Here is a 21,571-nt window from a genome sequence, read left to right on the forward strand (position 1 = left end):
CATGCTTGCCTTTCCCCTGCAAGCGCGTCAAAGCGGCCCCCAAGCAACGGCTGGCAAGAATCCTCATGAACATTACTCACCCGTTTCTCGACGCAGACGGCGACAAGCTGCGCGAAGAGTGCGGCATCTTCGGCGTAATCGGCTCGAAGGATGCCGCTTCGATCGTGGCGCTGGGGCTTCACGCCCTGCAGCATCGCGGACAGGAGGCCTGCGGCATCGTCAGTGTCGATGGTCCTGACTTCTATGCCCGGCGCGGCCTTGGCCACGTGGCACAGGTATTCTCCAGCCCGCAGATCTTTGCAGAGCTGCCCGGCACCATGGCATCGGGCCACGTGCGCTATTCCACAACGGGCGGACAGGGCCTGCGCAACGTGCAGCCGCTGCACGCCGACCTGGCGCGAGGCTCTTTCTCCATCGCGCACAACGGCAACATTTCCAATGCCATGGCGCTGAAGCGCGAACTGGTGAACAAGGGTTCGATCTTCCAGTCGACCAGCGATACCGAGGTGATCATCCACCTGATCGCCACCAGCCGTTACCCCACCCTGCTCGATCGTTTCGTCGATGCCCTGCGCATGGTCGAAGGCGCCTATTCGCTGATCTGCACCACGCCCAAGCGCATGGTCGCCTGCCGTGACCCGCTGGGCATCCGCCCGCTGGTGATGGGCAAGATGGGTGATGCCACGATCTTCGCCAGCGAAACGGTGGCGCTCGACGTGGTCGGCGCGGAATTCGTGCGCGAGGTCGAACCGGGCGAAATCGTCGAAGTCCGCACCGATGGCCGCGTCACCAGCCATCGCCCCTTTGGCGATCACAATGCCCGCCCCTGCATTTTCGAGCACGTCTATTTCAGCCGCCCCGATTCGATCAGTGCTGGCCGCTCGGTCTACGAAGTGCGCAAGGCCATCGGCATGGAGCTGGCCAAGGAATCCCCGGCCGAGGCGGACCTGGTCATTCCCGTGCCTGACAGCGGCGTGCCGGCTGCCATCGGCTATGCCCAGCAATCGGGCATTCCCTTCGAGCTCGGCATCATCCGCTCGCACTATGTCGGCCGCACCTTCATCCAGCCGGAAGACGGCGCGCGCCACGCCGATGTGAAGCGCAAGCACAACGCCAACCGGGCGATCATCCAGGGCAAGCGCATCGTGCTGATCGACGATTCGATCGTGCGCGGCACTACCTCGATGAAGATCGTGCAGATGATGCGCGATGCCGGTGCGGCCGAAGTGCACATGCGCGTCGCCAGCCCGCCGACGAACAACTCGTGCTTCTACGGCGTCGATACGCCGGAACGGCACAAGCTGCTCGCCGCGCGGATGGACGTCCAGGGCATGGCCGAATTCATCCATGCCGACAGCCTTGGCTTCGTTTCCATCGACGGGCTTTACCGCGCCGTGGGCGAAGCCGGCCGCGATGCCGCCTGCCCGAAGTATTGCGATGCCTGCTTCACCGGCGAATATCCCACCCGCCTGACCGACATGGCCGAGAAGGACGGGCCCGACCAGCTCTCGCTGCCGGTAGACAAGGTCGCATGAGCAAGCGGTTCGAGGGGCAGCTCGCGCTCGTCACGGGTTCCAGCCGGGGCATCGGCGCAGCCACGGCAGAGGCGCTGGCGGCAGAAGGCGCCCACGTAATCCTGACCGGGCGCGACGTGAAGGCGCTGGAAGCGGTCGAGGAACGCATCTTCGCAGCGGGCGGCAATGCCACCATCGCCCCGGTCGACCTGACCGAGCCTGACGGCATCGCCCGGCTGGCCACCGCCATTCGCGGGCGCTGGGATACGCTGGATATCCTGGTGCTCAACGCCGCCATGCTGCCGCAGCTGATGGCGGTTTCGCAGATCGAGGCGAGCGGTTTCAACAAGGCGCTGACCACCAATGTCCTGGCCCAGCAGGCGCTGATCGCCGGCTTCGATCCGATGCTGAAGAAGAGCAAGGACGCGCGGGTGATCGGCATCACCTCCACCGTCGCCACGGCCCCCCGCGCCTATTGGGGCGCCTATGCCGCCAGCAAGGCCGCGTTTGAGGTTCTGCTCGATTGCTACGGGCAGGAAGTGAAGAATATCAGCAACATCCGCGTTGCCATTGTCAACCCGGGCGCCACCCGCACGGCCATGCGCGCCAAGGCCTATCCGGGTGAGGACCCCAACACGGTCAAGCTGCCCGAAGTGGTCGCCGCACACCTGGTTGACCTGCTTGGTAAACAGTTTCCCACCTGCGCCCGCGAATCCGTTAACGCTGCTCAATAATCTCCCGGCAACCGCACTCAGGGATAATCCCTAAAGCGTTCGCTGGGGGGTCGCGTACGCTTGTGGCCGGGTTTTCCGCATGGGAATCCGGCGCTTAACGAGCCGGAGCAAGCAAATGACCACGGACTATCTCGCGCCAGACCGCTATCATATCGCATCGCAGGAAGATCGCTGCGCCCCGCGCACGCGCATCCAGATTCCGGGGTCGTTCCGGGCATCGGGCATGCGCAGCTTCAGCACGGTGGTGCATGACCTTTCGCTCGGCGGCTTCTGCTGCTCGGCCATCAACCGCCTGCATGCCGGATCGCTGTGCTGGCTCACCCTTCCCGGGCTCGAGGCCCTGCCCGCGCAGGTCGTGTGGTGGGACAACAGCCTTGCCGGCTGCGCTTTCGAAAACCTGCTGAGCCCGATCGTCCACGACAACATCCTCGCCCGGTGGCGGGGGGATTCGGTCTATCGGCCCATCCTGTAAGCTTCCAGCGCCCGGTTCCGGGCGAAGGCGTGATCCACGATCCTGTAAGGATAGCCCGAAGGTCGCACCACGGGATCGTGGATTTCGCCATCCGACAGCCGCGCCAGCTCCGGCACCCATTGCCGGATATAGCCTGCGGCGTCGAACTTGGGGCTTTGCGTCAGCGGCGCCATGATCCGCACGAACATGTTCGCATCCACCCCGCTGCCGGCCGACCATTGCCAGTTGACCGCGTTCTGCGCGTAATCGGCATCGACCAGCGTATCCCAGAACCACTCCTCGCCGCGCCGCCAGTCGATCAGCAGGTGCTTGATCAGGAAGGATGCGGCGATCATCCGCACGCGGTTATGCATCCAGCCCGTTGCCCACAGCTGCCGCATGCCGGCATCGACGATGGGATAGCCGGTGCGCCCCTGCTGCCAGGCTTTCAGCTCGGCCTCCGCCTCCGGTCCGGTGCGCCAGGCGAAGCCGTCGAATTCGCTCTTGTAGGACCGCGCGCCATAGTCAGGGAATTGCTGGACGATGTTGATGGCATAGTCGCGCCAGCCCAGTTCGCCGAGGAAGGTCTGCGTACTGCCGCCGGCATCGGCGACGCCGTGCCATACGGTTGCGGGCGAGATTTCCCCGAAATGGAGATGCGCTGAAAGGCGCGAAGTGCCTTCCATCGACGGCAGGTTGCGCCGCTCGGCATAACGGGCGGAGAAGCGGGCGAAGCGATCGAGCCGGGCGCGGGCTCCAGATTCGCCCGGTGTCCATTCCTCGCGAAAGCCGGCGGCCCAGTCGGGCCTTGTCGGCAGCAACCGCCATTCGGCCAGGTCGTCCGAAGCGGGCCAGTCCTGCGGCGCAGCGAGGCGCGCAGGCGCAGGCAGGGGCGCGGGCGGCGGCATCCGCTCGCTGAGCGCCCGCCAGAACGGCGTGTAAATCTTGAACGGAGTGCCGCTGCCGGTCAGCACCGAGCCGGGCGGTGCGAGGTAATTGCCGTGATGCAGGCGCAGGTCCAGGATCTTGGCCACGGCCCGTTCGGCATTGCGCCACCAGGGTTCGTGATGATGAAGCGCATGAACCTTGCGCGCGCCGGTTTCTGCGGCAAGCGCGCCCAGTATGTCCTCGCACCGCCCCCGCCGCAGGACCAGTCGCGAGCCCATGGCTTGCAAGTCTGCATCGAGTCTGGCGAGCGAGTGATGGAGCCACCAGCGCGAGGCCCCGCCCATGGCCCTGTGCCTGGGGGTCTCGTCGTCGAGCACATAGACCGGAATGACCGGCGCGCCGCTGGCAGCGGCGGCATGGAAGGCGGGCTGGTCGGCAAGGCGCAAGTCGCGGCGCAGCCACACGAGGATCGGGGCAATCATGACCCCGCCCGCATCGCACTGCGGTGCTGCCGCAACAATCTGTCCTTTGGGTCGTGAGCCTTAGCGCGTCGCAAGCGGCAGGCACTTCACCTGCGGCAGCGAGACCGAGAACTGCCCGCGCGCGCGCCGGTCGTAGAAGCGCGCATCGCGCAGCACGACCGAGCCATCCTCGCCCCGCTCGGCAAAGGGCGCGCGCGTCCAGAACAGGAAGGCCGCCGATTGCGATCCGCTGCTGGCAAGTTGCCGCGCGTCCGGCCAGGCGCAGAAATCGCGCGTCAGCGGAGCCAGGCCCGCCGCGCCATTTGCCGTAGTGACTTGCGACCACTGAAAGGCTTCACCCGCCAGCCCTTGCCGCGTCCAGAAGGCAACGGGCACGGGGTTGGCGATCACCTGCGCGCCCTCCCCGGCGATTGCCTGGAACCGGCGCTCTGCCGCAGATGTGATCGCGGCATTCAGGCCCACATAGCCTGCCATGACCACCAGCGCCGCCCGCGCGGGCCCCGTCCAGTTGCCACCCGCCCGCTCGCGCCGCCGCGAAAGCCAGACGGCAAGGCCAAGCAGCGCCCAGAGCCAGATGTCGATGATGAACAGGATGTCGCCGTGGAACCAGCGGCTCGAAAAGGGTTCGAGCAGGCGGATGCCATAGACGTTGAACCAGTCGAACAGCGGGTGGCTGAGACAACCGACAAGCGCGAGCGCATAGAGCCACCCGAACCTGACCGGCAGCCTTCCCTCCGGCCGCTTTCCCCGCCCGGCCTGCCAGCGATCAAAGCCCCAGAGCAGGCCGGCAAGGAGCAGCGGCAGCAGCAGCATGGCCGGCGGCCCGTGAGTGATCCCGCGCCGGAAGCCCAGGTGCTCGGTACCGTCCAGCCAGAAGAAGCAGGCGGCATCGATATCGGGAATGTTCGCGCCGATGATCAGCGCCGGCATGGCCAGACCGGTGCGGCGCTTGAGCCCGGCCTGGCCCAGCGCGGCACCGATCAGCGAATGGGTGAGATTGTCCACCGGCGCAGGCCGCGGAAAATCAGCCCTCGACCGTCCAGGTCTGCCCCTTGGCGAGCAGCTTGGCGAGATTCGCCTCCTTGCCTGCCGTCAGCTTGGCGTCCTGTTCCAGCACCGATTCCTCGTAGGTTGGCGCGGGATCGTCGTAGATCACGCCAAGCGCCATGGGGAACGGGCCGAACGGCATCTCGACCAGCATGTGCGCGATCGAGCGGTTGGTGACGTCGTGAACGATCACGCCCGCCGCCTGCCAATCGCCGTCAACGACATCGACCACCTTCAGCGTCAGCTTTTCAGCGTCGAGGGCAATACCCTTTGCGCCCTTGTCGAACAGCATCGGCTCGCCATTCTGGAGCCAGAGCTGCTGCGCCTCGGCACCCTTGGGGGCGGCGAAGTCTTCGAAGCGGTCCTTGTTGTAGACGATGCAGTTCTGGAAGATCTCGACGAAGGCCGCGCCCTTGTGGGCATGGGCCGCCTTGAGCACTTCGGGCAGGTGCTTCGACACGTCGAAACCGCGTGCCACGAAGCGGCCGCCCGCACCGAGCGCGAAGGCGCAGGGCAGCGCCGGCCGGTCAACCGAGCCGCCCGGCGTGGTCGGGCTCGACGTGCCGAGGCGGCTGGTGGGCGAATACTGGCCCTTGGTCAGGCCGTAGATCTCGTTGTTGAACAGCATGATCTGCGTGTTCAGGTTGCGACGGATCACGTGCATCGTGTGGTTGCCGCCGATCGACATGCCGTCGCCGTCGCCCGTTACCAGCCAGACGTCGAGGTTCGGGTTGGCCAGCTTGATGCCGGTCGCGAAGGCCGGGGCACGACCATGGATCGTGTGGAAGCCATAGGCCGACATGTAATAGGGGAAGCGGCTGGAGCAGCCGATGCCCGAAACGAACACGGTCTGCGCCGGATCGGCCCCGAGCTCCACCATGGTGCGCTGCACCGCCTTGAGGATCGCATAGTCACCGCAGCCCGGGCACCAGCGGACTTCCTGGTCCGATTCCCAGTCCTTGATCGTGCGCTTGGCGATAGGGGTCATGTCGTTCACGCCAGGGCTCCTTCGATAGCGGCCTCAAGTTCGGCGATGGTAAAGGGTTGCCCGCTGGTCTTGGTCACGGGGCGGGCATCGACCAGATACTGGTCGCGCAGCACGGTCTTGAACTGGCCGGTGTTCATCTCCGGCACCAGGACCTTGTCATAGGACCTGAGCAGCTCGCCCAGGTTCTCGGGCATCGGCCAGATGTGGCGGACGTGGATGTGCGCAACGTCCAGCCCCTTTGCGATGGAGCGGCGCACGGCCTGATGGATCGGCCCGTAGGTCGAACCCCAGCCGACCACGGCCAGCTTGCCGCCGGCCTTGCCCAGCGTGACTTCCTGCGGCGGAATGTCCTGCGCCAGGCCATCGACCTTGGCCTTGCGGGCATCGGTCTGGAGCTGGTGGGTGGCGGGCGAGTAATCGAGGTTGCCGGTATCCGGCGCCTTCTCGATGCCGCCGATGCGGTGCATCAGGCCTTCGGTGCCCGGCTTGATCCACGGACGGACGCCGCGCGCATCGCGCTTGTAGGGCAGCACCTTGCCTTCGGGGCCGTTGGCTTCACCCAGGAACTTGACCGGGAACGGCGCGAAGGTTGCCGGATCGGGCACCTTCCACGGCTCGGCGGCGTTGGCGATATAGCCATCAGTCAGCAGCATGACCGGGGTCATGTATTGCACGGCAATCCGCACCGCCTCTATCGCGCAGTCAAAGCAGTCCGAGGGCGAGCGGGCAGCAATCACCGGCATCGGCGCATCGCCGTTGCGGCCATAGACCGCCTGGTAAAGGTCGCTCTGCTCGGTCTTGGTGGGAAGGCCCGTCGAAGGCCCGCCGCGCTGCGAATTGACGATGACGAGCGGCAGCTCGGTCATGATGGCAAGGCCCATCGCCTCGCCCTTCAACGCGATGCCCGGGCCCGAGGACGAGGTGACGCCCAGCTGGCCGGCATAAGATGCGCCGATGGCCGAACAGATCGCGGCGATCTCGTCTTCCGCCTGGAAGGTGGTGACGCCGAATTCCTTGAGCTTGGCCAGGTTGTGCAGGATCGAGCTGGCCGGTGTGATCGGATAGCCGCCGAAGAACATGTGCAGACCGGCAAGCTGCGCGCCCGCGACAAGGCCATAGGCGATCGAATCCGCGCCGGTGACCGTGCGGTAGAGGCCCGGCTGCGAGGGAACGGGATCGAGGTGCAGCTTCTTGATCTGCCCGCCGATTTCCGCCGTTTCGCCATAGGCGTGGCCAGCGTTGAGCGCGGCGATGTTGGCATCGGCAAGCACCGGGTTCTTGGCGAACTTGTCCTTCAGCCACTGCACCAGCGGCGCGCGGTCACGGTCGAACATCCACAGGGCCAGGCCCAGCGTCCACATGTTCTTGCAACGCAGCGCTTCCTTGTTGCCAAGGCCGAAGGGCTTCACCGATTCCAGCGTCAGGGCCGAAATGTCGAAGGCCAGGACCTGCCACTTCGACAGGCTGCCATCCTCGAGCGGCGAGACTTCGTACTTCGCCTTTTCAAGGTTGCGCTTGGTGAACTCGCCCGTGTCCGCGATGATCAGGCCACCGGGCTTGAGCGCGCCGACATTGGTCTTCAGCGCGGCCGGGTTCATCGCCACCAGCACGTCCGGCTGGTCGCCCGCAGTATCGATAGAGGTCGATCCGAAATTGATCTGGAAGGCCGAAACGCCGAACAGCGTGCCCTGCGGCGCGCGGATTTCTGCCGGGAAGTCCGGGAAAGTGGCAAGGTCGTTGCCCGCCAGCGCGGTAGACAGGGTGAACTGCCCGCCGGTCAACTGCATGCCATCGCCGGAGTCACCGGCGAAACGCACCACCACTGCTTCGGGATTTGCCGCGCCGGGTGCGCTGCCCTGATTGTCGCTATCGGCCAGAACTGTCGCCATTTTCTTCCTCTGCCGGCGGATAGAGTGCCGCCTTGGCCCCTGATATATGCTCTCCCGCCCGGCGCTGCACGACAGAAAATCTGTTGGCGGCCAAAGCGCGCACCTGCAAACGCCTGCAAACCGCTCTAGTCAAGCGGGGATTGCCTGCCTAACGGTGGATCGCCAGAGCGTTCCGCCTCACCGGCAAGCCCCGGAGATATTGCAATGTCTGACTTTTCCGCCCTTCCCTATCGCCCCTGCGTCGGGGTGATGCTGGTCAATCCCGAGGGCAATGTTTTTGTTGGCAAGCGCATCGATACGCGCGGCCAGCCCGACGAGGGCGGCGTTTACTGGCAGATGCCGCAGGGCGGGATCGACGATGGCGAGAACCTGCACGAGGCGGCCCTGCGCGAACTGTGGGAAGAAACCGGCGTCGCGCAGCAGCACGTGGACCTGCTTGCCCAGACGCGCGAGGAACTGCTTTACGACCTGCCAGACGAACTGCTCGGCAAGCTGTGGGGCGGGCGCTATCGCGGGCAGCGCCAGCACTGGGTGCTGGGTCGCTTTACCGGGCAGGACGAACACATCCGGCTCGACGCGCACGATCCGGCCGAATTCTGCGAGTGGAAGTGGCTTCAGCCCGACCTGCTTCCCGAAGTGATCGTGCCGTTCAAGCGCAGCGTCTATCAGGCCGTGCTGGACGAGTTCCGCGGCCTGTTCTGATGCAACCCCAGCCCTCGGGCTGACGGATCAGTTCTCGCTGACTTCGGGATTGGGGGTAACCGCGTCTGCGGTTACCACGCGCGGGGTCGGCCCCTTGGCGATGGCTGCGGAAAGCTGCGTGGCCTGCGCGCAGTTCTTGCCGCACAGCCCTTGCAGGCGGGTAAGGTTGCGCCGCGCCTTTTCCACCGCGCCCTTTTCCACCAGGGCAACGCCTTCGCCGGCAATGGCATCGAGGTTCTGCGGATCGTTGACCAGCGCCTTGCGGTAATAGTGCAGCGCCTTGCCCTGAAGCCCCTGGCGACGGGTCGCCTCGGCAAGATCGAGCGTCAGCAGCACGCTGCCGGGCTGGATGGTCAGCGCCGCTTCATAGGCGTCGATTGCGGCGTTGATATCCCCCGCTTCAAGCGCGGCCCGGCCCTGTGCCTGCAAGGCGGCGGCGCGCGGCTCCAGCACTTGCGGCGGCGCCGAATAGAGCACGCTCGAAGTGAGTGTCAGGGCCAGCGAAAGGGCCAGCGCGGCGGGCGTATAGCGCATCAGGGTCTCCCCAAGGGTGTGCCGGTGTCTGGGCTCAGCCGTGGTCATTTGCGGGGAAGCTAGCATGGCGAAAATAAACTGGCGATGAAAAATCCGTCCGTCCCGTCATGCGCCGGCGTCAGCCGCAGGCCCGGTCCGCGCGGGCGGCCGGCGGGAAGCGCGGGCAACTGGGCGCGCCAGCCGGGATGCTCCGCAAGGAAGGCACCCACCTGCGCCGCGCCTTCGCCATCGAGCAGCGAACAGGTGACGTAGACGAGCCGGCCACCGGGGCGCACCAGCTTTGCCCCCGCAGCCAGCAGGCGGGCCTGCAAGGCCATCAGCCGGTCCAGCTCGCGCGCGGTCAGCCGCCAGCGCGCTTCGGGATTGCGGCGCCAGGTGCCGGTTCCGGAACAGGGCGCATCGACCAGCACGGCATCGGCGCGGCGCTGCCAGCTGTCGAGCGAGGCAAGCTCGCGCCCCGGATCGAGCAACTGGGTGGTGATGATGCTAGCCCCCGCGCGCTCGGCCCTTGGAGCAAGTTGCGACAGGCGGCGGCGATCCGCATCGCAGGCCAGGATTTCGCCCAGGTTGTCCATCGCGGCCGCCAGCGAGAGCGATTTGCCCCCCGCCCCGGCGCAGAGATCGACGATCCGTTCGCCCGGCCTTGCCTGCACCGCCTCGCAGGCGAGCTGCGATCCGGCATCCTGCACCTCTATCGCGCCGGTCTGGAAGGCCTCCCACTGGTCGATCGGGGTGCCGGACGGGAAACGCAGCCCGTTTGGCGCGAGCGATGGCTCGCCCGCTTCCGGCAGGCTGAGCCGGCCCGCCTTCAGCGTGTTGATCCGCACATCGAGCGGCGCGCGATCGAGAAGCGCGGCAATCTCGCCCTCATCAAGGCCGGATGCGGTGAATTCCGAGACCAGCCACTTCGGCGCGGCACCTCCGGCCGCCACCGGCTCGCCCGGTTCCACCGGCGCGGGTGCGTGGCTCGAACCATCGAACAGCGCGGCGATGGCCGGATCGCCCTGCGCCAGCCGCAGCATGGCCGCACGACCGGTTTGCGGAACTTCGCCGCAGGCCCGTATTGCGGCGTAAACCAGCTCGCGCACGGCGCGGCGGTCCTTGCTTCCGGCAAAGCGGCGGGTGCGGAACCAGTCACCGACGATCCGGTCTGCCGGGGCACCGTTGCTGCGGGCAGCGGCAATCACCAGGTCGAGGATCTCGATCGCCGCCTGAACCCTTGCGGCGGGCGCCATCCCGCTCAGCCCGCCTTGTAGTTCGGCGCCTCGCGCGTGATGGTCACGTCATGGACGTGGCTTTCGCGCAGGCCCGCGCCCGTGATGCGGACGAACTGGGCCTTGGTGCGCAGGTCGTCGATGGTGGCGGAACCGGTGTAGCCCATGGCCGCCTTGATGCCGCCGACCAGCTGGTGGATTACGTCCTTGGCCGGCCCCTTGTAGGGGACCTGGCCCTCGATGCCTTCGGGCACCAGCTTCATCTGGTCCTTGATGTCGCCCTGGAAATAGCGGTCGGCCGAACCGCGGCCCATGGCCCCGACAGAGCCCATACCGCGGTACGACTTGTAGGCGCGGCCCTGGTACAGGAAGGTTTCGCCCGGCGCTTCCTCGGTGCCGGCGAGCATCGAGCCGACCATGATCGAGCTTGCGCCCGCCGCCAGTGCCTTGGCCGCATCGCCAGAGGTGCGCAGGCCGCCATCGGCGATCACCGGCACGCCCGACTTGTTGGCTTCCTCGCAGGCATCCATGATCGCGGTGAGCTGCGGCACGCCGACGCCTGCAACGATGCGCGTGGTGCAGATCGAGCCCGGCCCGATGCCCACCTTGACCGCATCGGCACCGGCATCGATCAGCGCGCGCGCCGCTTCGCCCGTGGCGATGTTGCCGGCGATCACCTGGGCCGAATTGGACAGCTTCTTCACCCGTTCAACCGCGCGGGCCACGTCCTTGTTATGGCCGTGGGCGGTATCGATGATGACAACGTCGCATTCGGCGGCCAGCAGCGCCTCGGTGCGTTCGAAGCCCTTGTCGCCCACCGTGGTCGCGGCGGCAACGCGCAGGCGGCCGCTCTCGTCCTTGGTGGCGTTGGGATAGGTCACGGCCTTTTCGATATCCTTCACCGTGATCAGGCCGACGCAGTGGAAGGCATCGTCGACCACCAGCAGCTTTTCGATCCGGCGCTGGTGCAGCAGGCGCATGGCATCCGCCTGGCTCGTGCCGGTCTTCACCGTCGCCAGGTTTTCGTGCGTCATCAGTTCGCGCACCGGCTGGTTCGGGTTCTGGGCAAAGCGGACATCGCGGTTGGTCAGGATGCCCACCAGCTTGCCGCCTGCTTCGACCACGGGGATGCCGCTGATGCGGTTGGCCTGCATGATCGCCTGCGCCTCGCCCAGCGTGGCGTCGGGGGCGACGGTGATGGGGTTGACCACCATGCCGCTTTCGAAACGCTTCACCGCGCGCACGGCGGCGACCTGTTCCTCAACCGTCAGGTTGCGATGGAGCACGCCGATGCCGCCCAGCTGCGCCATGACGATTGCCATGTCGGCCTCGGTCACGGTGTCCATGGCAGAGGAGACCACCGGGATGTTGAGCGCGATCGACCGCGTGAGCCGCGAGCGGGTATCGGCCATCGATGGCAGGATGTCTGACTCGGCCGGACGCAGCAACACGTCGTCAAAGGTAAGACCGAGGGGAATGTCGAGATTTGCCACTTTTACCGTCCGCTGGGAGATTCGTGGCGGCCCATGTAACCAAGGGGGGCGGTTTGGGCTAGTCCCCCTTTTGATGCGCTATTTTTCGAGCCACTCCACCCACGCCCCGTGCGCGTGGGCCTCGCCCAGCAGTGTTTCGCTCGCACCCCCCGGCCAATGGCGGCAGCGCAGTTCGTGGCGGAAGGTCGCCCGGTTGGTTTCGACCGTCACCCAGGCCAGCGGGCGTGAAGGGCTCGCGGCTGCTCCCGCCGCTGCCATGGCCGCCTCGATCCGGGCGCGGCCCTCGGGCGGGACGTATTGCCAGACGATCGAATGGAACAGGACGCGGGTGACGCCTTCCGGCTGCGGCGCAGCGAGGCGCTGCTCCACCCAGTCGGTCGCATCCATCCGGGCGACTTTCGGCGGCTTGTGGCGTGCCAGGGCGATTGCGGCATCGATCCGTTGCAGGCGGAACGGCGTGTCCGGCCAGACATAGCTTTTCAGCCGCAGCGCCGCCTGCGGATCGGTAAGGTCGATCGGCTGGACGTCGCAGCCTGCAATGGCCACGATCTCCACCTGGGCAGCAGGCGGCGGCGGACCGCGCCACTCGGGGCAGATCTGCATCGGCGATGCCGCATCGCCCGCCCTCACCCCGCCAAGGTTGAAGCCGAAGCGCTCCATCATGGTATTGATCCCCGCGCTTGAGCCGATCTCGTTCAGTTCGAAACGCGGGCCCAGCCGGGATGAAAGCCACATAAGCTGCGCCATGATCCCGGCAGAGCGCCCGGCCTCGTTAGTCTGCGGCGGACCGGCGAACCAGCCGGCAAGCTCGCCATCGTGATCGCGCACAATGGCCTGCACGGTGCGGTCGATTTCCGCCTGGTCGCTCAGCGCGCCCGAATAGATCGGCCCCAGGCGCGAGTCCCGGCCGGTCAGGTGCAGGTAATGAAAACCGCCCGCCAGCCGCAGCGGCATGGCATCTTCAAGGCTGAGGCCCGGCCAGTGGCGCATCCGTTGGCCCACCTGCGTATCGCCGTGCAGCAGGGGAATGAAGCCCCGGATCAGCCGCCCGGTACACGGCGCGCTGTTCCTTTCGGCGTGACCGGCCTGCCATTCCAGCGCGCGCAGGACATTCGCCTCGTCCATCGCGATCTCTTCATGGCCTGCCATATGTTGCCCTTTCGCGCTGCTCGCCCTAAGGCGCGCGCCATGTCGAAGCCTTTGACCTTTGCCGTGCCCAAGGGGCGCATCCTTGACGAGGCGCTGCCGCTCATGGCGCGTGCCGGAGTGGTGCCCGAGGCGGAGTTCCATGACAAGAACAGCCGCGCGCTTTCCTTCGCCTGCGAACAGGCAGACATGCGGATCATCCGCGTGCGCGCATTCGACGTGGCAACCTTCGTTGCCCACGGCGCAGCGCAGGCCGGTATCGTCGGTTCGGACGTGGTGGAAGAATTCGCTTTTTCAGATCTTTACGCGCCGGTCGATCTCGACATCGGCCATTGCCGCCTGTCGGTCGCCGAACCGGTGGGCCAGAAGGACGGCGGCCCGGTCAGCCACCTGCGCGTCGCCAGCAAGTATCCCAACCTCACCCGCCGCCACTTCGAGGGCATGGGCATCCAGGCCGAGGTGGTGAAGCTCAACGGCGCCATGGAACTGGCTCCGGGGCTCGGCCTTGCCAGCCGGATCGTCGATCTCGTTTCCACGGGCCGCACGCTCAAGGACAACGGGCTTGAGGAAACCAGCGTGATCCTGCCCGTTTCCGCGCGCCTCATCGTCAACCGCGCGGCGCTCAAGACCGATCCGCGCGTCGGGGCGCTGGTCGATGCCTTCCGGGCCGCGATGGGCGCGAAGGACGCTGCCTGATGCTGCGGCTGAACACGCGCGAGGCCGGGTTCGAGCAGGCCTTCCGGCGGCTGGTGAATGACCGGCGCGAAAGCGACGACGATGTTGCGCGCGACGTGCAGATCATCCTCGACGATGTCCGCAACCGCGGCGACGAGGCCGTGGCCGAACTGACCGAGCGTTTCGATGGCCACGCGCTGGCCACGGACGGGGACTGGCAGATTTCGGCCGACGCCTGCCGCGCGGCCTTCGACGAATTGCAGCCAGACCTGCGCGCCGCGCTGGAAATGGCGGCCAAGCGCGTGCGTGCCTATCACGAGGCGCAGCTTCCGGCCGACCGTGACGAGACCGACAAGCACGGCGTGCGGCTGGGGGCAAAGTGGCGTCCGGTCGATGCGGCGGGGCTTTACGTGCCGGGTGGCCGCGCCGCCTATCCCTCGTCGCTGCTGATGAACGCCATTCCCGCCAAGGTTGCCGGGGTTGAGCGGCTGGTTGTCGTCACGCCCACGCCCAAGGGGCAGGTCAATTCGCTGGTCCTTGCCGCAGCGCACCTTGCCGGCGTGGACGAGGTCTGGCGCATCGGCGGTGCCCAGGCGGTTGGCGCACTGGCCTATGGCACGCGCCGCATCCGCCCGGTGGACGTCGTCACCGGTCCGGGCAACGCCTGGGTGGCCGAAGCCAAGCGCCAGCTTTACGGCGTTGTCGGCATCGACATGGTGGCCGGCCCCAGCGAAATCCTCGTCATTGCCGATGGCCGCAACAATCCCGACTGGATCGCTGCAGACCTGCTCAGCCAGGCGGAACACGATCCCGCCGCGCAATCGATCCTGATCACCGACGATCCCGTCTTCGCCGATACCGTGGCAGACCGGGTGGGCGTGGAACTGGCCATGCTGCCCACCGCCCGCACGGCAAGCGAAAGCTGGAAGTCGCACGGCGTGATCATCGAGGTGGCAAGCCTTGATGAAGCCCCGGCGCTGGCCAATGCGCTTGCCGCCGAACATGTCGAGATCGCCACCGACGATCCCGAAGCCCTGTTTTCGCAGATTCGCCATGCCGGGTCCGTGTTCCTCGGCCGCTACACGCCCGAGGCCGTGGGCGACTATGTTGCCGGGCCGAACCACGTGCTGCCCACCGGCCGCCGTGCGCGCTTCTCGTCCGGGCTTTCCGTGCTCGACTTCATGAAACGCACCAGCTTCATCCAGTGCGATGCGAAGTCGCTGGCAAAGATCGGCCATGCCGCCATCGCCCTCGCCGATGCCGAGGGTCTTCCCGCGCACGCGCGCTCCATCGAAGTGAGGCTCGGAATATGAGCAAGTCCCGTTCCGCAGCCCGCCTTGCCGCGGTGCAGGCCCTGTACCAGCACGCCATGGAAGGCACCCGCCTGCCGCGCCTGCTCGACGAATTCCATCGCCACCGGCTGGGCGCCGAGATCGAGGACGTGCAGTTCGCCGATGCCGAGGTCGCCTTCTTCGATGACGTGGTCGGCGGCGTGATCGCCCGCCACGAGGAAATCGACGGCCTGCTGCAACCGCGCCTCGCCGAGGGCTGGTCGCTGGAGCGGCTGGACAAGACCATGCTGCAGATCCTGCGCGCGGCGACATACGAGCTGATCGCCCGCGCCGATGTGCCGACCGGCAGCGTGATCAGCGAATACCTCGACGTCGCTCACGCCTTCTTCGATGCCCGCGACGCCAAGTTCGCCAATGGCGTCCTCGATGCCGTGGCAAAGGCGGTCCGCTGACCGGCGAGCTCGCCTTCATCGAAGCCTTGCGGGCGCTTGCCGTCCATCCCGGTGCGCGCGGGCTTGATGACGATGCTGCCGTGATCGAGATTGGCGGGGAGGCCCTGGTGCTGACCCACGATGCCATGGTCGAAGGGGTGCACTTCCTGCCCGGCCAGGACCCGGCGGACATCGCCTGGAAGCTTGTCGCAACCAATGTCTCGGATCTTGCCGCCAAGGGGGCAAGACCGTTGGGCGTGCTGCTGGGCTATCAGCTTGGCGCCGACGACATGCGCTTTCTCGGCGGCCTGAAAGACGCCCTCGATCACTACGGTGCGGCCCTGCTGGGCGGCGATACGGTGGGTGGCAAGGGGCCGCAGGCATTGGGCCTGACGGCGATCGGCGTGGCCAGCGTCCGGCCGGTCCCTTCCCGGTCCGGCGCGCGTCCCGGGCATGGCCTGTGGCTGACGGGCCGGCTGGGCGCAGCCATGCTGGGTCTGGAGGCGCTCAGGGCCGGAGGCGGCGACAGCGCCGCCTATCGCCGTCCGCAGGCGCGCCTTGCCGAAGGTCTTGCCCTTGCCCCGCAGGTCAGCGCCATGATGGATGTTTCGGACGGCCTGCTGCTCGATGCGCGGCGGCTGGCGAAGGCATCGCAAGTCACCCTGCGGATCGACAGCCAAGCCGTTCCCGTCGCCACCCCCGCTGACCGGCGCATGGAAGCCCTGCGCTGGGGCGACGATTACGAGCTGCTGTTCACCCTTCCCCCTGGCGTGGAGCCAGCCGCCCCCGCCACCTGCATCGGCACGGTCGGCGAAGCGGGCGACAATCCGGTGCTGCTCGACGGTAAACCCCTCTCGTCCGGCGATATCGGTGGCTTCACGCATTCCGAGGGATAATGCGGTTAATGCCACTTGCGCCTTGGCCAAGGCCACACTAGCCCTCTCTCCGGGTGACTCCGAAAAAATACAGCGGGGCGCTTTCGAGAGGAAATCTTAAAGGAGGGGCAGTCACGTGAGTCTAGTCACGATAGCCATTATCCTGGGGCTGGTAGCCGTCGTTTACGGCGCTTTCACCAGCAGCCAGGTGCTCGGCGCTTCAGCCGGCAACGAAAAGATGCAGGAAATTGCCGCGGCGATCCAGGAAGGCGCACAAGCCTACCTGAAGCGCCAGTACACCACCATCGCCATCGTCGGCGTCGTGGTTGCGGTGATCATTGCCATGACGCTGGGCGGAATTTCCGCTGCCGGCTTTGCTATCGGCGCAGTGCTTTCGGGCGTTGCGGGCTTCATCGGGATGAACATCTCGGTGCGCTCGAACGTGCGCACGGCGGCTGCGGCGCAAACCGGGCTGCAGCAGGGACTGACCCTCGCCTTCCGCGCGGGTGCCATCACCGGCATGCTCGTGGCGGGCCTCGCGCTCCTCGCGATCGCGGTGTTCTACTGGTACCTGACCGGGCCTGCGGGCTATTCGGTGGGCGGTGAAGACCGCACCGTGGTCGATGGCCTTGTCGCCCTCGCCTTCGGCGCATCGCTGATCTCGATCTTCGCGCGTCTGGGCGGCGGCATCTTCACCAAGGCCGCTGACGTCGGCGCCGACCTTGTCGGCAAGGTCGAAGCCGGCATCCCCGAAGACGATCCACGCAACCCCGCCGTGATCGCCGACAACGTGGGCGACAACGTGGGCGACTGTGCCGGCATGGCTGCCGACCTGTTCGAAACCTACGTCGTCACCGTCGGCGCCACCATGGTGCTCACCGCGCTGCTGCTGAAGGGCGTGGGGGCACAGCTCGAAGCGCTGATGGCTCTGCCGCTGCTCATCGGCGGCGTCTGCATCGTCACTTCGATCATCGGCACCTACTTCGTCCGCCTCGGCGGTTCGAAGAACATCATGGGCGCCATGTACAAGGGCTTCCTGGTCACTGCCGTGCTGTCCGTACCCGCCATCTGGTGGGCCATCGGCCACGCGCTGGGTGGCATGGAAACGGCTATCGGCGATACCGGCATCACCGGTCGCACGCTGTTCTACTGCTCGCTGCTGGGCCTGGTAATCACCGGCGTGATCATCTGGATCACCGAATACTACACCGGCACCAACTACCGCCCGGTGAAGTCCATCGCCAAGGCATCGGTTACCGGGCACGGCACCAACGTGATCCAGGGCCTCGCCATCAGCCTTGAGGCAACCGCCCTTCCGACCGTCGTGATCTGCGCAGGCATCATCGTTGCCTACCAGCTCGCCGGCCTGATCGGCATCGCCTACGGCGCCACCGCCATGCTGGCGCTGGCCGGCATGGTCGTTGCGCTCGACGCCTATGGCCCGGTGACGGACAATGCCGGCGGCATTGCCGAAATGGCCGGCCTCGACGATTCGGTCCGTGAAAAGACCGACGCGCTCGATGCCGTGGGCAACACCACCAAGGCCGTGACCAAGGGTTACGCCATCGGTTCGGCCGGCCTTGCCGCACTGGTGCTGTTCGCTGCCTACACCACCGATCTTCGCGAGTTCTTCCCGAACCTGAAGGTCGATTTCAGCCTTGAAAATCCGTACGTCATCGTCGGTCTGCTGCTGGGTGCATTGCTGCCCAACCTGTTCGGTTCGATGGGCATGACGGCCGTCGGCCGCGCGGCCGGCGACGTGGTGATCGACGTTCGCGACCAGTTCAAGAACAACCCGGGCATCATGACCTTCGAGTCCAAGCCCGACTATGCGCGCACGGTGGACCTCGTCACCAAGGCGGCGATCAAGGAAATGATCATTCCTTCGCTGCTGCCGGTGCTGGCTCCGATCGCGGTGTACTACATCGTCACCTGGGTGGCGGGAGACCAGGCCGCGGGCTTTGCCGCGCTGGGCGCCCTGCTGCTTGGCGTCATCGTCGGCGGCCTGTTCATCGCCGTTTCGATGACCTCGGGCGGCGGCGCATGGGACAACGCCAAGAAGTACATCGAAGACGGCAACCACGGCGGCAAGGGCTCTGACGCCCACAAGGCCGCTGTGACGGGCGATACGGTGGGCGATCCCTACAAGGATACCGCCGGTCCGGCCGTGAACCCGATGATCAAGATCACCAACATCGTCGCGCTGCTGCTGCTCGCGGCGCTGGCGGCTCACTGATCCTAACTTCCGCTTCGGCGGGACTGCAAGGGCCCCGTCCGGTTCGCCGGGCGGGGCTTTTGCTTGGGGGCCTTACCGGCGCGCCAGAGCGAGGAAGGCCGCCGCATCCATCGGCTCGGCACCCAGGAACCCTTGCCAGCTGGCACAGCCCTCGGCCTCCACCGCAGCACGCTGGGCGGCGGTTTCGATCCCCTCGGCGGTAACTTCAAGGTCGAGCGCACCGGCCATGGCGACAATGCCGCGCAGCACGGCAAGATCGCGCGGGTCCTCGGCGATCCCCTCCACCATGGCGCGGTCCAGCTTGAGCTTCTGCAACGGCAGCAGCTTCAGGTAGCGGAAATTGCAGAAGCCCGCGCCGAAATCGTCAAGCGCCACTGCCACCCCCGCCCCCACCAGACGGCCCAGCGAGCGGCGGGCAAGTCCGATATCGCCCAGCAATGCCTGCTCCGTCACCTCAAGCACCAGCCGCGAAGGCGCAAGGCCGCTCGCCGCGACAATCGCGCCCAGCTGTTCGGGATAAACTTCTGCGGCAAGATCGGCTGCGGTGACGTTGACCGACAGGCTCAGCCGCTCGGGCCATTGCGCCGCCAGCGAACAGGCCTTGGCGGCAATATGGCGCGATAGCTGGGCAACATGGTCGGCGCGCTCGGCAATGGCGAACAGCGCCCCCGCCCCGATCCGGCCGACCTGCGGGTGCCGCCACCGGGCCAAGGCTTCCGCCCCTGTCAGTTCGTCGCCCGGCAGGGCGAACTGGGGCTGGAACAGGATTTCGATCTCGTCCCGGTCGATAGCCTTCAACAAGTCCGCCTCAAGCCGCGCGACGCTCAGCCCCTTGCGGTTCACCGCACCGTCGACCCAGCCGATCCGCCGCGCCGTCTTGCGCGCCAAGGCGGCCTGCGCCTGCCCCAGCCGGTCGAGCACCGAGACGGCGTCTTCCTCACGCACCGCCCTTAGCAGGGCTATGCGCGGGTACAGGCGCAGATCCTCTCCCAGCGCGGCGATGGGGCGCGAAATCGATTCGGCGAGTCCCTCGGCAAGCAAGGCCCAGCGCTCGCGGCTGCAGGCCTCGCGCGCGGCGATCAGGAAGCTGCCCCCGCCCATGCGCGCCGAGAACCAGGGCGAATCAAGCTCGTCCCCCGCATACTGGACGATCCGGCCGGCCACTTCGGCAAGCGCACCATCCCCCACCGAGCTTCCCCAGGCGAGATTGATCGTATCGAGCCGGGTGATCACCAGCAGCAGGGCATGCACCGGCCCGTCGGCAAGCCAGTTCTCCAGCCGCCTTCGTGCCGCATCCGGGCCCATCAACCCGGTGAGCGCATCCCGCTCCGCTTGCGCCGGTACTACCATCATCAACCGCTTAACCCCGATGGGTTGCGAAATGTTCAACCTGAAGCGATTCGTTGCCAAAGCGCCGCCCGCCCGATACGAGGCGCGAACCATGGCCAAGGACATGAAGCTCGCGCTGGTCGTTTCCGACACGGCAAAGGCGCAGGAAGGCGCTGCCGCCCTGCGCAATGCGCACGATTGGGTGCGCCCTGACAAGGCCGATGCCCTTGTCGTCCTGGGTGGTGACGGCTTCATGCTGCACGTGTTGCACCGCATGCTCGATCATGGCCGGCTGGCTCCGGTCTACGGCATTAACCTTGGCACCGTCGGCTTCCTGATGAACCGCAGCCGCAGCACCCGCCCGATTGCCGAACGCGTCGCGCGTGCGCGCGAGGTGGCCGTGGTGCCGCTGGAAATGCGGGCAGTCACCAATACGGGCCGCGAGCACCGCTATTACGCGATCAACGAGGTATCGCTGCTGCGCGAAACCCGCCAGACCGCCAAGCTGGAAGTGAAGGTCAACGGCAAGGTCCGCATGGCCAAACTGGCAGGCGATGGCGTGCTGGTTGCCACGCCTGCCGGATCGACGGCCTACAACCTTTCCGCCAACGGACCGATTCTCCCGCTTGGCTCGGGAATGCTGGCGCTTACCCCGCTCAGTCCCTTCCGTCCGCGCCGCTGGAAAGGCGCGATCCTGCCCGATAGCGCCGAAGTGTGTTTCTGCGTCCGCGAATCCGACAAGCGCCCCGTCGCGGCGGTTGCGGACCAGAAGGAAGTGCGAAACGTTGCCGAAGTGCACATTTCCGTGGCCCGCGCCCACCAGCTCACCCTGTTGTTCGATCCGGGGAAGTCGCTGGAAGAGAGGATTTTCGCAGAACAGTTCCAGGTGTGAAGTTACCCTGTTGCCAAACGTTCCAGCGCTGCTATAGGCGCACCCCTGCACCGGCTTTCACCGCTTTTGGCCGGTTGTGTTCCCCGATAGCTCAGCGGTAGAGCACTCGACTGTTAATCGAGCGGCCGTTGGTTCGAATCCAACTCGGGGAGCCACTTCTTCCAACATTGCGGCGTTACGACGGGCTCAGTTTCCTGAACCGGGATTCCTGTGCGCCTCGTTCGAAATAGCGAAACAACATTCGCCTTTTCGATCTTTTCTGGACAGTCCCCCCCCAGCCGTGGCAATCCTGCGCGCTTAGGGAGACAGCCATGGCCGAAACGTCGAAAGTCCAGCCCGTCACGGGGACCGACCTTACCCTCAAGGGAGAGGAGCACGTTCGCGTCTATCGCGAAACCAACGGCGAAACGGGCCATATCTGGAACGGCGTGACCACGCTGCTGCTGACCTTCACGGGGCGCAAGAGCGGGCAGCAGCGGACCATCGCGATCATCTATACCCAGGTGGGCGATTCGCCGGTGATCATCGCCAGCAAGGGCGGCTGGCCTACGCACCCGCAGTGGTACCTGAACCTGCTCGAAAACCCGGACTGCGAAGTGCAGATCAAGGACCGCGTGTTCAAGGCGCGCGCGCGCACCGCCGAATCGCCCGAGCGCGAGGCGATCTGGGCGGAGTGCGTGAAAAACTGGCCGAACTACGACGTGTATCAGTCACGCACCGACCGGCAAATTCCGGTCGTGGTGCTCGATCCCGTCTGAA

Annotated in this window: 20 protein-coding genes and 1 tRNA gene; 12 read left to right on the forward strand and 9 right to left on the reverse strand. The window is 66.4% G+C overall.

Annotated features, from left to right (window positions below; all coding sequences use genetic code 11):
* The first annotated feature begins 65 nt into the window (after positions 1-65).
* The 3 genes from purF (at position 66) to C0V78_RS04635 (ending at position 2,720) form a co-directional block, all read left to right on the forward strand.
* Positions 66-1,535 carry an amidophosphoribosyltransferase gene (gene purF, locus C0V78_RS04625; protein ID WP_101796648.1) on the forward strand — a complete coding sequence of 490 codons (1,470 nt, stop codon included), beginning with the start codon at positions 66-68 and terminating at the stop codon, positions 1,533-1,535.
* Positions 1,532-2,248 (forward strand): SDR family NAD(P)-dependent oxidoreductase, encoded by a 717-nt coding sequence (locus C0V78_RS04630; RefSeq protein ID WP_101796649.1) that lies wholly within the window; start codon positions 1,532-1,534, stop codon positions 2,246-2,248. Before purF ends, C0V78_RS04630 begins: the two co-directional genes overlap by 4 nt.
* 115 nt (positions 2,249-2,363) lie before the next feature.
* A complete protein-coding gene (locus C0V78_RS04635; RefSeq protein ID WP_101796650.1) occupies positions 2,364-2,720 on the forward strand; it encodes a PilZ domain-containing protein in 357 nt (118 codons plus the stop codon).
* Here the strand turns inward: C0V78_RS04635 and C0V78_RS04640 are convergent.
* The 4 genes from C0V78_RS04640 to C0V78_RS04655 are packed head-to-tail and all read right to left on the reverse strand — an operon-like array spanning position 2,702 to position 7,993.
* Positions 2,702-4,069 carry a deoxyribodipyrimidine photo-lyase gene (locus C0V78_RS04640; RefSeq protein ID WP_101796651.1) on the reverse strand — a complete coding sequence of 456 codons (1,368 nt, stop codon included), beginning with the start codon at positions 4,067-4,069 and terminating at the stop codon, positions 2,702-2,704. The two genes, C0V78_RS04635 and C0V78_RS04640, sit on opposite strands and share 19 nt — an antisense overlap.
* A 60-nt stretch (positions 4,070-4,129) precedes the next feature.
* Complete coding sequence (locus tag C0V78_RS04645) at positions 4,130-5,074, reverse strand: metal-dependent hydrolase (protein ID WP_101796652.1); 945 nt, start codon at positions 5,072-5,074, stop codon at positions 4,130-4,132.
* 19 nt (positions 5,075-5,093) lie between these two features.
* A complete protein-coding gene (locus tag C0V78_RS04650) occupies positions 5,094-6,113 on the reverse strand; it encodes a 2-oxoacid:ferredoxin oxidoreductase subunit beta (protein ID WP_101796653.1) in 1,020 nt (339 codons plus the stop codon).
* Entirely contained in the window at positions 6,110-7,993 is a 1,884-nt protein-coding gene (locus C0V78_RS04655) for a 2-oxoacid:acceptor oxidoreductase subunit alpha (RefSeq protein WP_101796654.1), read from the reverse strand. Before C0V78_RS04655 ends, C0V78_RS04650 begins: the two co-directional genes overlap by 4 nt.
* A 204-nt stretch (positions 7,994-8,197) precedes the next feature.
* Between C0V78_RS04655 and C0V78_RS04660 the strand changes: the two genes are divergently transcribed.
* Positions 8,198-8,695 (forward strand): RNA pyrophosphohydrolase, encoded by a 498-nt coding sequence (locus tag C0V78_RS04660; protein WP_101796655.1) that lies wholly within the window; start codon positions 8,198-8,200, stop codon positions 8,693-8,695.
* A gap of 27 nt (positions 8,696-8,722) precedes the next feature.
* Here the strand turns inward: C0V78_RS04660 and C0V78_RS04665 are convergent, their stop codons facing one another.
* From C0V78_RS04665 to C0V78_RS04680, 4 genes are all read right to left on the reverse strand, one after another.
* Positions 8,723-9,229, reverse strand: a complete 507-nt coding sequence (locus C0V78_RS04665; RefSeq protein WP_144039834.1) for a tetratricopeptide repeat protein — start codon at positions 9,227-9,229, stop codon at positions 8,723-8,725.
* 59 nt (positions 9,230-9,288) lie between these two features.
* Positions 9,289-10,464 (reverse strand): RsmB/NOP family class I SAM-dependent RNA methyltransferase, encoded by a 1,176-nt coding sequence (locus C0V78_RS04670; protein ID WP_101796657.1) that lies wholly within the window; start codon positions 10,462-10,464, stop codon positions 9,289-9,291.
* A 5-nt stretch (positions 10,465-10,469) separates the two neighbouring features.
* Positions 10,470-11,936, reverse strand: a complete 1,467-nt coding sequence (gene guaB, locus C0V78_RS04675; protein ID WP_101796658.1) for an IMP dehydrogenase — start codon at positions 11,934-11,936, stop codon at positions 10,470-10,472.
* Between the two features lie 78 nt (positions 11,937-12,014).
* Positions 12,015-13,085: a DUF2332 domain-containing protein gene (locus tag C0V78_RS04680; RefSeq protein ID WP_254049819.1), complete on the reverse strand. Its 1,071-nt coding sequence runs from the start codon at positions 13,083-13,085 to the stop codon at positions 12,015-12,017.
* A 39-nt stretch (positions 13,086-13,124) separates the two neighbouring features.
* Between C0V78_RS04680 and hisG the strand changes: the two genes are divergently transcribed.
* The 5 genes from hisG to C0V78_RS04705 all read left to right on the forward strand — a co-directional run bounded on the left by hisG (position 13,125) and on the right by C0V78_RS04705 (position 18,591).
* Positions 13,125-13,778, forward strand: a complete 654-nt coding sequence (gene hisG, locus C0V78_RS04685; RefSeq protein ID WP_101796659.1) for an ATP phosphoribosyltransferase — start codon at positions 13,125-13,127, stop codon at positions 13,776-13,778.
* Entirely contained in the window at positions 13,778-15,070 is a 1,293-nt protein-coding gene (gene hisD / locus C0V78_RS04690) for a histidinol dehydrogenase (protein ID WP_101796660.1), read from the forward strand. Before hisG ends, hisD begins: the two co-directional genes overlap by 1 nt.
* Entirely contained in the window at positions 15,067-15,501 is a 435-nt protein-coding gene (gene nusB / locus C0V78_RS04695) for a transcription antitermination factor NusB (protein WP_101796661.1), read from the forward strand. The genes hisD and nusB overlap by 4 nt, the downstream gene beginning before the upstream one ends.
* On the forward strand, positions 15,498-16,376 hold the full coding sequence (thiL, locus tag C0V78_RS04700) for a thiamine-phosphate kinase (protein WP_101796662.1): 879 nt from the start codon (positions 15,498-15,500) through the stop codon (positions 16,374-16,376). Before nusB ends, thiL begins: the two co-directional genes overlap by 4 nt.
* Positions 16,377-16,491: 115 nt before the next feature.
* Positions 16,492-18,591 carry a sodium-translocating pyrophosphatase gene (locus tag C0V78_RS04705; protein WP_101796663.1) on the forward strand — a complete coding sequence of 700 codons (2,100 nt, stop codon included), beginning with the start codon at positions 16,492-16,494 and terminating at the stop codon, positions 18,589-18,591.
* A 72-nt stretch (positions 18,592-18,663) separates the two neighbouring features.
* Here C0V78_RS04705 and C0V78_RS04710 read toward each other — a convergent pair whose 3' ends face one another.
* Positions 18,664-19,944 (reverse strand): bifunctional diguanylate cyclase/phosphodiesterase, encoded by a 1,281-nt coding sequence (locus C0V78_RS04710; RefSeq protein WP_101796664.1) that lies wholly within the window; start codon positions 19,942-19,944, stop codon positions 18,664-18,666.
* 88 nt (positions 19,945-20,032) lie between these two features.
* On the opposite strand from C0V78_RS04710, the gene C0V78_RS04715 reads away from it, so the two are divergent.
* The 3 genes from C0V78_RS04715 to C0V78_RS04725 all read left to right on the forward strand — a co-directional run bounded on the left by C0V78_RS04715 (position 20,033) and on the right by C0V78_RS04725 (position 21,570).
* Positions 20,033-20,812: an NAD kinase gene (locus C0V78_RS04715; protein WP_101798200.1), complete on the forward strand. Its 780-nt coding sequence runs from the start codon at positions 20,033-20,035 to the stop codon at positions 20,810-20,812.
* A gap of 80 nt (positions 20,813-20,892) precedes the next feature.
* Positions 20,893-20,967: transfer RNA gene (locus C0V78_RS04720), tRNA-Asn, on the forward strand.
* Between the two features lie 156 nt (positions 20,968-21,123).
* Positions 21,124-21,570, forward strand: a complete 447-nt coding sequence (locus tag C0V78_RS04725; protein ID WP_101796665.1) for a nitroreductase family deazaflavin-dependent oxidoreductase — start codon at positions 21,124-21,126, stop codon at positions 21,568-21,570.
* Position 21,571: the final 1 nt, after the last annotated feature.

It is taken from the genome of Novosphingobium sp. TH158 (assembly GCF_002855555.1).
Taxonomy (GTDB): Bacteria; Pseudomonadota; Alphaproteobacteria; order Sphingomonadales; family Sphingomonadaceae; genus Novosphingobium.

What these genes read in the sequence shown, in the direction of transcription:
- purF (WP_101796648.1), top strand. Translation starts at nt 66, where the DNA reads ATGAACATTACTCACCCGTTTCTCGACGCAGACGGCGACAAGCTGCGC.
- C0V78_RS04630 (WP_101796649.1), top strand. Translation starts at nt 1,532, where the DNA reads ATGAGCAAGCGGTTCGAGGGGCAGCTCGCGCTCGTCACGGGTTCCAGC.
- C0V78_RS04635 (WP_101796650.1), top strand. Translation starts at nt 2,364, where the DNA reads ATGACCACGGACTATCTCGCGCCAGACCGCTATCATATCGCATCGCAG.
- C0V78_RS04640 (WP_101796651.1), bottom strand. Translation starts at nt 4,069, where the DNA reads ATGATTGCCCCGATCCTCGTGTGGCTGCGCCGCGACTTGCGCCTTGCC.
- C0V78_RS04655 (WP_101796654.1), bottom strand. Translation starts at nt 7,993, where the DNA reads ATGGCGACAGTTCTGGCCGATAGCGACAATCAGGGCAGCGCACCCGGC.
- C0V78_RS04660 (WP_101796655.1), top strand. Translation starts at nt 8,198, where the DNA reads ATGTCTGACTTTTCCGCCCTTCCCTATCGCCCCTGCGTCGGGGTGATG.
- C0V78_RS04665 (WP_144039834.1), bottom strand. Translation starts at nt 9,229, where the DNA reads ATGCGCTATACGCCCGCCGCGCTGGCCCTTTCGCTGGCCCTGACACTC.
- C0V78_RS04670 (WP_101796657.1), bottom strand. Translation starts at nt 10,464, where the DNA reads ATGGCGCCCGCCGCAAGGGTTCAGGCGGCGATCGAGATCCTCGACCTG.
- C0V78_RS04680 (WP_254049819.1), bottom strand. Translation starts at nt 13,085, where the DNA reads ATGGCAGGCCATGAAGAGATCGCGATGGACGAGGCGAATGTCCTGCGC.
- hisG (WP_101796659.1), top strand. Translation starts at nt 13,125, where the DNA reads ATGTCGAAGCCTTTGACCTTTGCCGTGCCCAAGGGGCGCATCCTTGAC.
- hisD (WP_101796660.1), top strand. Translation starts at nt 13,778, where the DNA reads ATGCTGCGGCTGAACACGCGCGAGGCCGGGTTCGAGCAGGCCTTCCGG.
- nusB (WP_101796661.1), top strand. Translation starts at nt 15,067, where the DNA reads ATGAGCAAGTCCCGTTCCGCAGCCCGCCTTGCCGCGGTGCAGGCCCTG.
- C0V78_RS04710 (WP_101796664.1), bottom strand. Translation starts at nt 19,944, where the DNA reads ATGATGGTAGTACCGGCGCAAGCGGAGCGGGATGCGCTCACCGGGTTG.
- C0V78_RS04715 (WP_101798200.1), top strand. Translation starts at nt 20,033, where the DNA reads ATGGCCAAGGACATGAAGCTCGCGCTGGTCGTTTCCGACACGGCAAAG.
- C0V78_RS04725 (WP_101796665.1), top strand. Translation starts at nt 21,124, where the DNA reads ATGGCCGAAACGTCGAAAGTCCAGCCCGTCACGGGGACCGACCTTACC.